Here is a 12054-nt window from a genome sequence, read left to right as displayed (position 1 = left end):
GGGTGTAGCTCAGTTGGTTAGAGCGCCGGCCTGTCACGCCGGAGGCCGCGGGTTCAAGTCCCGTCACTCGCGCCATCTTCCTCAAAATGCGGCAAATCGCATTGCCCTGCCGGGCCGTGGAATATTAAAAATCCCCACCAGAAGCTTGTATTTTGAAATCGCATTTCCCAGCTCGGAAGTGCTGATTTTCAACCGTTTTGCGGCCTTCCAAATCGGCCATGCGCTCGGCGCCATTAAGTAATCCATGCAACGCAACGCTGCCTTGCCGCGCCGCACCATAGCGCGGGAACCCCAGCAATTCCGAGCAGTTGCGAATGTTTCTCAATCCCGAAAATGACGTAATTCGCTTTCCTTCCGGCGCGGACGGGGCCTATATTCCCGTGGGCTCCGGGGTACCCCGGGCGGCCTTCCTGGTCCATGAACCGCCCGCGGTTGCGACACCAAGATCATCGGCCCGAGTGTTCGGCCCGACGCATTGGCGTGACGCGATGCCGGGCTGAACCGGTGTGACGATGTCCGATCCGATGTCCAACCCGCTGCTGTTGCAGTATCTGCCGATCCTGGTCTTTCTCGCCATTGCCACAATCGTGGCCGGCGCGATGATCGCCGCCTCCATGGTGGTCGGCAAGCAGAAGCCCGATACCGAGAAGCTTTCCGCCTATGAGTGCGGCTTCGAGGCGTTCGAGGATGCGCGCAGCAAGTTCGACGTCCGCTTCTACCTCGTCTCGATCCTGTTCATCATCTTCGACCTGGAAGTGGCCTTCCTGTTCCCCTGGGCGGTATCCCTGGGCGATATCGGCATGTTCGGTTTCTGGTCGATGATGGTGTTCCTGGGCATCCTGACCATCGGCTTCATCTATGAATGGAAGAAGGGCGCGCTGGAGTGGGAGTGATCCTGTCCGGCCAGCCTGGGAGCGATAAAGCCATGAGCAGCAATCTCATCACGACGAACCAAGTTGTGGGCAATACCAGCCCTCTGCCGCCGGGTCCGGCGCAGGAGGCGTATCTGAACGCCGTCACCACCGAACTGAACGACAAGGGTTTCCTGGTCGCCAAGTATGACGACCTGCTGAACTGGGCCCGCACCGGTTCGCTGTGGCCCATGACCTTCGGTCTGGCCTGCTGTGCGGTGGAGATGATCCACGCCTATATGGCGCGCTATGATCTGGACCGGTTCGGCGTGATCCCGCGCCCCAGCCCGCGCCAATCCGACGTGATGATCGTGGCCGGCACGCTGTGCAACAAGATGGCCCCGGCCCTGCGCAAGGTCTATGACCAGATGGCGGAGCCGCGCTGGGTGATCTCGATGGGCAGCTGCGCCAATGGCGGCGGCTATTATCATTATTCCTATTCGGTGGTGCGCGGCTGCGACCGCATTGTGCCCGTCGATATCTATGTGCCGGGTTGTCCGCCCACGGCGGAGGCGCTGGTTTACGGCATTCTGCAATTGCAGAAGAAGATCAAGGGCGGTAACCGCCTGATCCGCGCCTGATCTGCTGGAACGAGGACGCTTGAGATGAGCGACGAGGCTCTGAAGGAACTCGGTGACTATATCGGCAACGCGCTGGGCGCGGCCGTGCAGAGCACCGTGATCGCCCATGGCGAGCTGGCAGTGACCCTGACGCGCGAGGCGCTGTTCAAGGGCATCCAGTTCCTGCGCGACGATTCGACCACCCACTGCGAGCTGCTGGCCGACATCGCCGGCGTGGATTATCCCGACCGCGCCGAGCGGTTCGAGGTGGTCTATAACCTGCTGTCGGTGAAGCATAATCACCGCGTCCGGGTGAAGGTCGCCACCGACGAGGATACGCCCGTCGCCTCCATCGTCTCCCTCTACCCGGTCGCCGGCTGGTTCGAGCGTGAGGCCTGGGATCTGTACGGCATCTTCTTCGCCGACAATCCCGACCTGCGCCGCATCCTCACCGACTATGGTTTCGAAGGCCATCCGCTGCGCAAGGATTTCCCGCTGACCGGCTTCGTGGAGCTGCGGTACGACGCCGAACAGCGCCGTGTCGTCTATGAGCCAGTGAAGCTGACGCAGGATTTTCGCAGCTTCGACTTCCTGTCGCCCTGGGAGGGCATGACGGACGTGCAGCTGCCGGGCGATGAGAAGGCCGTCATTCCGCTGGCGGCCCGTCCCGCCATCGCGGACAAGCGTTAAAGGGGGCCGGGAATATGGCTACGACCAACGTCGCGACCGAAACCGGGCTGTCCCTGTCGACCGGCGCCGCCCAAGGCGAAGTACAGATCAAGCCCTTGACCATGAATTTCGGTCCCCAGCATCCGGCCGCGCACGGCGTGCTGCGCCTGGTGATGGAGATGGATGGCGAGATCGTGGAGCGGGCCGATCCGCATATCGGCCTGCTGCACCGTGGCACCGAAAAGCTGATCGAGTACAAGACCTATACCCAGGCCACGCCCTATTTCGACCGTCTGGACTATGTGTCCCCGATGTCGATGGAACATACCTGGGTGCTGGCCGTGGAAAAGCTGCTGGGCATCACCCCGCCCAAGCGTGGCCAGTATATCCGCGTGCTGTTCGCGGAGATCACCCGTGTCCTGAACCATCTCTTGAACCTCACCACCTTCGCGCTGGATGTCGGCGCCATCACGCCGGCCCTCTGGGGCTTTGAGGAGCGTGAGAAGCTGATGGAGTTCTATGAGCGGGTGTCGGGTGCCCGACTGCACGCCAACTATTTCCGTCCCGGCGGCGTCAATCTGGACCTGCCGGCCGGTCTGGCCGATGACATCCATGCTTATTTCGAGACCTTCCCCAAGTTCATCGCCGACCTGGAAGGGCTGCTGACCGAGAACCGGGTGTTCAAGCAGCGCACCGTCGATATCGGCGTCGTCTCCGCTGCCGATGCGCTGGCCTGGGGCTTCACCGGCCCGATGCTGCGCGGCTCCAACGTGGCCTGGGACCTGCGCAAGGCGCAGCCCTATGACAGCTACGAGGAGTTCGACTTCGACATTCCGGTGGGCCTGACGGGCGATTGCTATGCCCGCTATCTGGTCCGCATGGAGGAGATGAAGCAGTCGATGTTCATCGTCCGTCAGGCGCTGGACAAGCTGTCCCGGACGCCGGGCCCTGTGAAGGTGAATGACCGCAAGGTCAGCCCGCCGAACCGGGGCGAGATGAAGCGCTCAATGGAAGCGCTGATCCACCATTTCAAGCTGTACACCGAGGGCTACCACGTGCCCGCCGGCGAGACATATACGGCGACCGAATCGCCCAAGGGCGAGCTGGGCGTCTATCTGGTGTCCGACGGGACGAACCGCCCGTACCGCTGCAAGATCCGCCCGACGGGCTTCTCGCACCTGCAGGCGATGGATTTCATGTCCAAGGGCCATATGCTCGCCGACGCCGTGGCGATCATCGGCTCCATGGACATCGTGTTCGGAGAGATTGATCGATGAGTGCCGCCCCTTCCCATGGCCCCGCGGTCGCGGAGCCGACCAGCTTCGAATTCACGCCTGAGAATATCGAGCTGGCCCAGCGCATCATCGCCAAGTACCCGGAAGGCCGCCAGCAGAGCGCGGTGATGCCGCTGCTCGACCTGGCCCAGCGCCAGTGCGGCGGCTGGCTGCCCAAGGTCGCCATCGACTATGTGGCCCACTATCTCGACATCGCCCCGATCCGGGCGCTGGAAGTGGCCAGCTTCTATACGATGTACAATCTGAAGCCGGTGGGTAAGCATTTCGTCCAGGTCTGCACCACCACGCCCTGCTGGCTGCGCGGGTCGGACGAGGTTCTGCATGCGTGTGAGAACAAGCTGGGCATCAAGGCGGGCCAGACCACGCCGGATGGCCAGTTCACGGTGATTGAGGTCGAATGCCTGGGCGCCTGCGTGAACGCGCCCATGATGCAGATCGGCGATGATTTCTATGAAGACCTGACGGCGGAGACCACGGCGAAGGTTCTGGATGCACTGGCGCGGGGCGAGAAGCCTGCGGTGGGTCCGCAGAACGGCCGCATCCGGGCCTGCGCCGTGGGCGGGCCGACGACCTTGATCGAATCGGCCATCAAGGCGGGCGTGAAGCCCGCCGGTCAGGCCTGAGGAGGGTGAACCATGCTTCGCGATGAAGACCGCATCTTCACCAACCTCTACGGCTTCGAGAGCCCCTTCCTGGAGGGGGCCAAGGCCCGTGGTGACTGGTCCGGCACCAAGGAGATCCTGGACCTGGGTCGGGACAAGATCATCGATCTGGTGAAGGAGTCTGGCCTGCGTGGCCGCGGCGGCGCCGGTTTCTCCACCGGCATGAAGTGGTCCTTCATGCCCAAGACCAGCAATGGCCCCGTCTATCTGGTGGTCAATGCCGACGAGGGCGAGCCCGGTACCTGCAAGGACCGGGAAATCATGCGTCATGATCCGCACAAGCTGATCGAAGGCTGCTTGATCGCCGGTTTCGCCATCGGCGCCACCGCCACCTATATCTATATCCGTGGCGAATTCTATTACGAGGCCGCCAACGTTCAGCGCGCCATTGACGAGGCTTACGCCTCGGGCCTGATCGGCAAGAATGCCTGCGGGTCAGGCTACGACCACGACGTTTATCTGCATCTGGGTGCGGGCGCCTATATCTGCGGTGAAGAGACCGCCCTGATCGAAAGCCTGGAAGGCAAGAAGGGCCAGCCCCGCAACAAGCCGCCTTTCCCCGCCATGGCCGGCCTCTACAGCCGCCCGACGACGGTGAACAACGTCGAATCCATCGCGGTGGTGCCCACCATCCTGCGCCGCGGTTCCTCCTGGTTCGCCAATCTGGGCCGCCCGAAGAACAGTGGCACCAAGCTGTTCTGCATCTCCGGCCACGTGAACCAGCCGGCGACCGTGGAAGAGGAGATGGGCATCCCGCTGAAGGAACTGATCGAGAAGCATTGCGGTGGCGTGCGCGGCGGCTGGGACAATTTGCTGGCCATCATCCCCGGCGGCTCCTCGGTTCCGATGCTGCCCAAGGAAATCTGTGACACCGTCCTGATGGATTTCGACAGCCTGCGCGATGTCCGCTCCGGTTTGGGTACGGCCGCCGTCATCGTCATGGACAAGTCCACCGATGTCGTGAAGGCCATCGCCCGGCTGGCGAAGTTCTACATGCATGAGAGCTGCGGCCAGTGCACGCCCTGCCGCGAGGGCACGGGCTGGATGTGGCGCGTCATGGAGCGTCTGGTGAAGGGCAATGCCCATGTCGAGGAAATCGACATGCTGCTGGACGTCACCAAGCAGATCGAAGGCCACACCATCTGCGCCCTGGGCGATGCGGCGGCCTGGCCGATCCAGGGCCTGATGCGGCATTTCCGCCCCGAGGTGGAACGCCGCATCCTGGAATATCGCACGCGCGCCGATCGCGGCGTCCGTGTGGCGGCAGAGTAACGGGGGGCCCAAGAGGATATCATGCCCAAGCTAACCATCGACGGCGTCGAAATCGAAGTCGCCCCCGGTACCTCGGTCCTTCAGGCCTGCGAGCAGCTGGGCATCGAAGTGCCGCGCTTCTGCTATCATGAGCGCCTGTCCGTGCCGGCCAATTGCCGCATGTGCCTGGTGGAAGTGGAGCGCATGCCCAAGCCGGCCGCATCGTGCGCGCTGCCGGTGGGTGAGGGCATGGTGGTCAAGACCAACACCCCCAACGTCCACAAGGCCCGCAAGGGCGTGATGGAATTCCTGCTGATCAACCATCCGCTGGACTGCCCCATCTGCGACCAGGGTGGGGAATGCGACCTGCAGGATCAGGCCGTTTCCTACGGTTATGATCGCGGCCGGTTCGAAGAGAACAAGCGCACGGTCAGCGACAAATATATGGGTCCGCTGATCAAGACCTATATGACCCGCTGCATCCAGTGCACCCGCTGCATCCGCTTCGTGGATGAAATCGCCGGGGTGCCGGCCCTGGGCGGTCTGGCCCGTGGTGAGCATCTGGAGATCACGCCCGCCCTGGAAGCTGGTGTGAATTCGGAGATGTCGGGCAATCTGGTCGATGTCTGCCCGGTGGGCGCCCTGACCTCGAAGCCCTACTCGTTCAATGCCCGTCCCTGGGAACTGCGCAAGACGGAGAGCATCGACGTTCTGGATGCCGTGGGTTCCAACATCCGCGTCGATGCAAGAGGCGGCGAAGTGCTGCGCGTCCTGCCGCGCCTGCACGAGGATGTGAACGAGGAATGGATCAGCGACAAGACGCGCTATGCCATTGATGGGCTGAAGCGTCAGCGTCTGGACCGTCCCTATGTGCGCGGCGCCGATGGCAAGCTGAAGCCCGCCACCTGGGCCGAAGCCTTCGCCGCCATCAAGGCGCGCGTCGCCGGTGTCGATGGTTCCAAGATCGCCGGCATTGCCGGTGATCTGGTCGATGTCGAAAGCACCGTGGCGCTGAAGGACCTGTTGTCCGCGCTGGGTTCGCAGAACATGGATTGCCGCCAGGACGGGGCCAGCTTCGATACGTCCAACCGCGCCGGCTATATCTTCAATTCCGGTATCGCCGGCATCGAGAATGCCGATGTGGTGCTGCTGGTCGGCACCAATCCGCGCTGGGAAGCGCCGCTGGTCAACAGCCGCATCCGCAAGACCTATCTGACCGGCAAGCTGAAGAAGGTTGCGGTCATCGGCCAGAATATCGACCTGACCTACCCCACCGAATGGTTGGGCAACTCAGGCTCGATCCTGACGGAACTGGCGGCCGGCACGCATCCGTTCGCGGACGTGCTGCGCAATGCCAAGAACCCGATGATCATCCTGGGTGCCGCAGCACTGCGTCGTGGCGACGGCCCGGCCGTGCAGAATGCCGCCCGCCAGCTGGCGGAGAATGTCAACGCGGTGCGTGAGGACTGGAACGGCTTCAACGTGCTGCACTTGGCCGCCGGCCGTGTCGGTGCGCTGGATGCCGGCTTCCTGCCGGGTCCCGGCGGCCGCGACCTGGGCGGCATCCTGGCCGGTGCGCAGAAGGGCGAGATCGAAATCGTCTACCTGCTGGGTGCCGACGAGGTCGAGGCCGACCGCTTCGGCAAGGCCTTCGTGATCTATCAGGGCCATCATGGCGATCGTGGCGCGCATCGCGCCGACGTCATCCTGCCGGGTGCCGCCTACACGGAAAAGAACGCCACCTACGTCAATACCGAAGGCCGCGTGCAGCATGCCCGTCTGGCCGCCTTCCCGCTGGGTGAGGCGCGCGAAGACTGGAAGATCCTGCGCGCCCTGTCGGCGGAGCTGGGCCATTCTCTGCCCTATGACACGCTGGCCCAGCTGCGTCAGCGTATGGTGGCCTTGAATCCCGTGTTCGGCACACTGGATCGTCTGGTTCCGGCGACCTGGGGTGCCTTCGGTGGGGAAGGGGCGGTCGCCGACGCGCACTTCACCTCGCCGGTGGAAAATTTCTACATGACCGATCCGATCAGCCGTGCGTCGCAGACCATGGCCGACTGCACGGAAGCCTTTCTGAAGCCGGCCCTGGCGGCCGCGGCGGCGGAGTAAGTGACGATGTCGGAAATTCTGGCTCAACTCGGGGCATTCTGGGCCGATCTGCCGCTGATCGTGCGCATCGTGGTGGGCATTCTCACCATCGTCCTGCCGCTGATGATCGGCATGGCCATGCTGACCTATTTCGAGCGCAAGGTGATGGCCGCGATGCAGCTGCGCCAGGGCCCGAACATGGTCGGTCCCTTCGGCCTGCTGCAGCCCTTTGCCGACGGCCTGAAGCTGGTGGCCAAGGAAACCGTGATCCCGACGGGTGCGAACCGCGCCGTGTTCGTGGGCGCGCCGATGCTGACCTTCCTGCTGGCGCTGGTTTCATGGGCGGTGATCCCGTTCGGGGAAGGTCTGGTCCTGGCCGACATCAATGTCGGCGTGCTGTACCTATTCGCCATCTCCTCGCTGGGCGTCTATGGCATCATCATGGCCGGCTGGGCGTCGAACTCCAAATACGCCTTCCTGGGCGGGTTGCGCGCCGCGGCACAGATGGTGTCGTACGAGGTCTCGATCGGCCTCGTCATCATCACCGTCCTGCTGTGCGTCGGCTCGCTGAACCTGTCGAAGGTGGTGGAAGCGCAGAAGAATGTCTGGTTCTTCATCCCGCTGTTCCCGATGTTCATCATCTTCTTCATCTCGGCCCTGGCCGAGACCAACCGCGCGCCCTTCGACTTGCCGGAAGGCGAGTCCGAGCTGTCGGGCGGTTTCAACGTCGAATATTCGTCGATGACCTTCGCCCTGTTCTTCCTGGGCGAATATATCAACATGATCCTGATGAGCGCGATGACGTCCATCCTGTTCCTGGGCGGCTGGCTGCCGCCCATGGACATCGCGCCGCTCAACTGGATCCCTGGTCCGCTCTGGTTCATCGCCAAGATCTGCTTCGTGCTGTTCTGCTTCATCTGGGTGCGCGCCACGCTGCCGCGCTACCGGTATGACCAGCTGATGCGTCTGGGCTGGAAGGTGTTCCTGCCTTTCTCCCTGATCTGGGTGGTGCTGACGGCCGGCGTGCTCGTCTATTTCGATCTGTTGCCGAACTGATTTGGTGGGGACGGGGCGACCCGTCCGGTATTGCCGGGTGGACCACGGTCCACCCATTGATGGAGGTGTGTGATGGCCTTGCTCGACCGTACGGCGCGCGGCCTGTTCCTGGTGGAACTCGTGAAGGGACTGGCGCTGACCTTCAGCTACATGTTCCGTCCGCGGGTGACCCTGAACTATCCGTTCGAACGTGGCCCCACGAGCCCGCGCTTCCGCGGCGAACATGCGCTGCGCCGCTATCCCAACGGGGAAGAGCGCTGCATCGCCTGCAAGCTGTGCGAGGCCATCTGCCCGGCGCTCGCCATCACCATCGAAGCCGAACCGCGTGAGGATGGCAGCCGCCGTACCACGCGCTACGACATCGACATGACGAAGTGCATCTATTGCGGCCTGTGCCAGGAGGCCTGCCCGGTCGATGCCATCGTCGAGGGGCCGAACCTGGAATTCGCGACGGAAACGCGCGAGGAGCTGTACTACAACAAGGACAAGCTGCTCGCGAATGGTGACCGCTGGGAGGCCCAGATCGCGGCCAACCTCGCGGCCGACGCGCCCTACCGTTAATCCCGTGGGCGGCCGGGTTCCCGGCCGTCTCCCGTCCTTCGCCCGGAGTATCCTCCGTGACCCAGTACCCGATGACCACAGCGCCGGAGGCGGCGTAACATGACCCTGACCGCTGTCGCATTCTATGCGTTCGCCATCGTCCTGCTGGCATCCGCCGTGCGGGTGATCACGGCCAAGAATCCCGTGCACTCGGTTCTGTTCCTGATCCTCGCCTTCTTCAACGCGGCCGGCCTGTTCGTGCTGATCGGCGCTGAATTCGTGGCCATGATCCTGGTCATCGTCTATGTCGGCGCGGTGGCGGTGCTGTTCTTGTTCGTGGTGATGATGCTCGACATCAATTTCCAGGAACTGCGGCAAGGGTTCATGCGCTACATGCCGGTGGGGCTGGTGGTTGGCGCCATTCTGGCGGTGGAACTGGTGTTCCTGGCGGCGACGCAGCTGGCCGGCGGCCCGGTGGGCGGTCAGGCCAACAATGCGCCGATCCCGCCGCTGGACCAGGTCACCAATACCGAGGCCATCGGCCACATCCTCTATACCGACTATGCCTATGCCTTCCAGGTCTCCGGCCTGATCCTGCTGGTCGCGATGATCGGCGCCATCGTGCTGACGCTCAGGTCGCGCCCCGGTGTCCGTCGCCAACAGATCGGCCAGCAGCTTGATCGCAAGCGGGACGAGGTTGTGCAGGTCCGTAAGGTCCCGACGCGGGGGGGCGTCTGATCATGGAATTCGGCGAAATCGGCCTGGCGCATTACCTGACGCTGTCGGCCATCCTCTTCACCATCGGCGTGTTCGGGATTTTCCTGAACCGGAAGAACGTCATCATCATCCTGATGTCGGTCGAGATGATCCTTCTCGCCGTCAACATCAACCTGGTGGCCTTCTCCGTCTATCTGAACGACCTGGTGGGACAGATCTTCACCATGTTCATCCTGACCGTTGCCGCGGCGGAAGCCGCCATCGGCCTGGCGATCCTGGTGGTCTATTTCCGCAACCGCGGCACCATCGCGGTTGAAGACATCAACATGATGAAGGGCTGAGGCGGGCATCATGGAAATCGCTGCCATCTTCCTGCCCCTTCTGGGCGCCTTCATCGCCGGGTTCTTCGGGCGCCTCATCGGCGACCGCGGGGCCCAGATCGTCACCTGCGCCGGTGTGCTGACCGCTGCAATCCTGTCCGTCATCCTGTTCACCCAGGTCGGTTTCGGCGGGCCTGAGGCCGCACGCACCATCGAGCTGTTCACCTGGATCGACAGCGGCACCTTCGAGGTGTCCTGGTCGCTGCGCATCGATACGCTGACCGCCGTCATGCTGGTCGTCGTGAACGGCGTGTCCTCCATGGTGCATGTCTATTCGGTCGGCTATATGAGCCACGATCCGCACCGGGCGCGCTTCATGGCCTATCTGTCCTTGTTCACCTTCATGATGCTGATGCTGGTGACCGCCGACAACCTGTTGCAGATGTTCTTTGGCTGGGAAGGCGTGGGTGTCGCCTCCTACCTGCTGATCAATTTCTGGTACGAGAAGAAGAGCGCCAATGACGCCTCCATGAAGGCGTTCCTGGTGAACCGCGTGGGCGATTTCGGCTTCGCGCTGGGCATCATGGCCATCTACATCATCTTCGGCACGGTCGAGTTCGACGGCATCTTCGCGCAGGCGGCGGGCAAGGCCGATGCGACCTTCCACTTCCTCAGCTGGGAGGTGCATGCCCTGACCTGCGCCTGCCTACTGCTGTTCGTGGGTGCCATGGGCAAGTCGGCCCAGCTTGGCCTGCACACCTGGCTGCCGGACGCTATGGAAGGCCCGACGCCGGTGTCGGCGCTGATCCACGCGGCCACCATGGTGACCGCCGGCGTCTTCATGCTGGCCCGGATGAGCCCGGTGTTCGAATATGCGCCGGTGGCCCTGGAGGTCGTGACCTACCTGGGCGCCGCCACGGCCTTTGTCGCCGCGACCATCGGCCTGACCCAGTTCGACATCAAGCGCGTCATCGCCTATTCGACGATGAGCCAGCTGGGCTACATGTTCTTCGCCATCGGCGTCGGTGCCTATCCGGCCGCCATCTTCCACCTGATGACCCATGCCTTCTTCAAGGCATTGCTGTTCCTGGGCGCCGGATCGGTGATCCACGCCATGTCGGACGAGCAGGACATGCGCAGGATGGGCGGCATCTGGAAGCTGATCCCGGCGACCTATGTGCTGATGTGGATCGGCAATCTGGCGCTGGCCGGCATCCCGTTCTTCGCGGGCTTCTATTCCAAGGACATGATCCTGGAAGTGGCCTATGCCAAGCACAGCGCCGCCGGCTCCTTCGCCTTCTGGATGGGCATCGCGGCTGCCTTCATGACCGCCTTCTATTCCTGGCGCCTGCTGATCATGACCTTCCATGGCAAGCCGCGCTCGTCGGAGAAGGTGATGGCGCATGTGCATGAAAGCCCGGCGGTCATGCTGGTGCCGTTGATCGTGCTGGCCACGGGCGCCTTGTTCGCCGGTTTCGTGGCCTATCCCTGGTTCGTCGGCCATGACATGGCCCATTTCTGGTCGGGCAGCATCGTGATGCTGTCGGGTGAGCACGGGACGATCATCGAGGCCGCGCACCATGTGCCGGGCTGGGTGCCCTATGCCCCGCTGGCGGCCGGCGTCTCGGGCATCGTGCTGGCCTATCTGTTCTACATGTTCAGCCCTGGCCTGCCCGGCGCCTTCGTCAACAGCTTCAAGGCCATCCACGGCTTCGTGTTCCGCAAATACATGTTCGACGAACTGTATGACGCGCTGTTCGTGCGTCCGGCCATGAAGCTGGGATTCGGCCTGTGGAAGGGCGTGGATATCGGCGTCATCGACGGGCTGGGTCCCGACGGGGCCGCGGCCGTTACCCGCCGGCTGTCGCTGGCTGCCAGCCGGGTGCAGTCGGGTTACATGTATCATTATGCTTTCGTTATGGTGATCGGTGTGGTCGCGTTGGCCGCCTGGTTCCTCCTGGCGCGTTGAGGTAGGGAGTCTTTCG

At 63.1% G+C, this 12054-nt stretch carries 12 protein-coding genes; all 12 read left to right on the top strand.

Translation table 11 applies throughout. The features are described from left to right. The first annotated feature begins 524 nt into the window (after nucleotides 1-524). The 12 genes from AC1Q7F_RS08215 (at nucleotide 525) to nuoL (ending at nucleotide 12038) form a co-directional block, all read left to right on the top strand. Nucleotides 525-893, top strand: a complete 369-nt coding sequence (locus AC1Q7F_RS08215) for an NADH-quinone oxidoreductase subunit A (protein WP_492505721.1) — start codon at nucleotides 525-527, stop codon at nucleotides 891-893. A 32-nt stretch (nucleotides 894-925) separates the two neighbouring features. Then, nucleotides 926-1492: a NuoB/complex I 20 kDa subunit family protein gene (locus AC1Q7F_RS08210; RefSeq protein ID WP_492505602.1), complete on the top strand. Its 567-nt coding sequence runs from the start codon at nucleotides 926-928 to the stop codon at nucleotides 1490-1492. 24 nt (nucleotides 1493-1516) lie between these two features. Then, nucleotides 1517-2161: an NADH-quinone oxidoreductase subunit C gene (locus AC1Q7F_RS08205; RefSeq protein WP_492505600.1), complete on the top strand. Its 645-nt coding sequence runs from the start codon at nucleotides 1517-1519 to the stop codon at nucleotides 2159-2161. 101 nt (nucleotides 2162-2262) lie between these two features. Continuing rightward, nucleotides 2263-3417: an NADH-quinone oxidoreductase subunit D gene (locus AC1Q7F_RS08200; RefSeq protein ID WP_492505719.1), complete on the top strand. Its 1155-nt coding sequence runs from the start codon at nucleotides 2263-2265 to the stop codon at nucleotides 3415-3417. After that, nucleotides 3414-4058 (top strand): NADH-quinone oxidoreductase subunit NuoE, encoded by a 645-nt coding sequence (gene nuoE / locus AC1Q7F_RS08195; protein ID WP_492505598.1) that lies wholly within the window; start codon nucleotides 3414-3416, stop codon nucleotides 4056-4058. The genes AC1Q7F_RS08200 and nuoE overlap by 4 nt, the downstream gene beginning before the upstream one ends. A 12-nt stretch (nucleotides 4059-4070) precedes the next feature. Beyond that, the gene (gene nuoF, locus AC1Q7F_RS08190) at nucleotides 4071-5369 is read left to right on the top strand and encodes an NADH-quinone oxidoreductase subunit NuoF (protein ID WP_492505596.1); all 1299 of its coding nucleotides are present in this window, start codon (nucleotides 4071-4073) and stop codon (nucleotides 5367-5369) included. A gap of 21 nt (nucleotides 5370-5390) precedes the next feature. Further along, nucleotides 5391-7457 (top strand): NADH-quinone oxidoreductase subunit NuoG, encoded by a 2067-nt coding sequence (nuoG, locus tag AC1Q7F_RS08185; RefSeq protein WP_492505595.1) that lies wholly within the window; start codon nucleotides 5391-5393, stop codon nucleotides 7455-7457. Nucleotides 7458-7463: 6 nt separating this feature from the next. Continuing rightward, entirely contained in the window at nucleotides 7464-8492 is a 1029-nt protein-coding gene (gene nuoH, locus AC1Q7F_RS08180; RefSeq protein ID WP_492505593.1) for an NADH-quinone oxidoreductase subunit NuoH, read from the top strand. 72 nt (nucleotides 8493-8564) lie between these two features. Then, complete coding sequence (gene nuoI, locus AC1Q7F_RS08175; protein ID WP_492505591.1) at nucleotides 8565-9053, top strand: NADH-quinone oxidoreductase subunit NuoI; 489 nt, start codon at nucleotides 8565-8567, stop codon at nucleotides 9051-9053. A 99-nt stretch (nucleotides 9054-9152) separates the two neighbouring features. Further along, nucleotides 9153-9770, top strand: coding sequence for an NADH-quinone oxidoreductase subunit J (locus AC1Q7F_RS08170; RefSeq protein ID WP_492505589.1), 618 nt, complete (start codon nucleotides 9153-9155; stop codon nucleotides 9768-9770). Nucleotides 9771-9772: 2 nt separating this feature from the next. Continuing rightward, complete coding sequence (nuoK, locus tag AC1Q7F_RS08165; protein WP_492505587.1) at nucleotides 9773-10090, top strand: NADH-quinone oxidoreductase subunit NuoK; 318 nt, start codon at nucleotides 9773-9775, stop codon at nucleotides 10088-10090. Between the two features lie 10 nt (nucleotides 10091-10100). Then, entirely contained in the window at nucleotides 10101-12038 is a 1938-nt protein-coding gene (gene nuoL / locus AC1Q7F_RS08160; protein ID WP_492505586.1) for an NADH-quinone oxidoreductase subunit L, read from the top strand. Nucleotides 12039-12054 lie beyond the last annotated feature (16 nt).

It is taken from the genome of Niveispirillum sp. GW835-FHT14G11, from assembly GCF_058793615.1.
This window is presented reverse-complemented; position numbering and strand designations above follow the sequence as displayed.